This window comes from Helicobacter cinaedi CCUG 18818 = ATCC BAA-847 (genome assembly GCF_000155475.1).
Taxonomy (GTDB): Bacteria; Campylobacterota; Campylobacteria; order Campylobacterales; family Helicobacteraceae; genus Helicobacter_C; species Helicobacter_C cinaedi.
In genome coordinates this window covers 1-898 of the sequence record NZ_DS990418.1, presented here as the reverse complement: position 1 = coordinate 898, position 898 = coordinate 1, and the positions used below count along the sequence as shown (strand labels likewise).

The window sequence follows — 898 nt, the reverse complement described above, 5'->3', positions numbered from 1 at the left end:
TGGAGATAGTTTAATGAGCAAAAATCTAAAAAGCAATATAGAATCTAAGAAGTTAGCTTCTAAAAGAGAATCTATTACAAACACAGAATCTAAAGAAATCAACGACACTAAAAACCAAGAGAATATAAAGTTAGATTCTAAGGGCGATGAGATTGTGTATGAGGTAAAATCCAAATATTATTTTTTCAATACATTTACTCATATAATAATTCTTGCATTATGTGTAATTCTTTTGTGTATAGGGGTATTTACAGATATTTTTACAACATTGCTAGTTAAAATTTTATGGAGTATATTTTTTGGATTTACTATTTATCAGATTTATAATATTTTATTTGGAATGGTGCGCTTTTATGTTACAAACAGCGGTATAGGTTTTGAGCGCAGAAAGCTATTTGGAATCCAAAAAAAATTTTTTAAATTTGGAGAAGTAGAAGTAAGCATAGGGGAATATCAAGTTTTTGTTTTATATAATCACAACGAAATGTTTATTGCTCCATTTAACGCAAAAGGTTGGTATAGGCGAAAAAATATTTATCGCTTACATTTTCTAAATTTTTACTTAAAGAATGATAGGAAAATTTATGAAATATGGGATTTTATAAGGACAAAGAGTAAAATAGCATTAGAATCTAAAGGTATTGATACTCAATTTATAAGCTTTAACACGCTTTTTGTTTGTTTTGTTGAGGAATAAATAATGAATCACGATAGCAATGAATCCAACACAGCAGGTATTAAAATAGGCTTACCTAACTCTAGTAATAAAGGATTTGATGTTAAGGCTGGCATTATAGATTCTAACCCCAATGCTCCCTATAATCCAAATAATAATCTTAAACTTTATGATTCTAAAGATACATATAATCGTATTCCTTTTGCAGAAGTTATAATGTGC

At 27.8% G+C, this 898-nt stretch carries 1 protein-coding gene and 1 pseudogene; both read left to right on the top strand.

The genetic code is table 11. The annotated features are described in order from the left end of the window. The coding region (locus tag HCCG_RS11370; RefSeq protein WP_230197968.1) for a hypothetical protein at window positions 1-697 on the top strand (697 nt) is incomplete at its 5' end. Between the two features lie 3 nt (window positions 698-700). Further along, a pseudogene (locus HCCG_RS11365) lies at window positions 701-898 on the top strand (hypothetical protein); the annotation flags it as partial.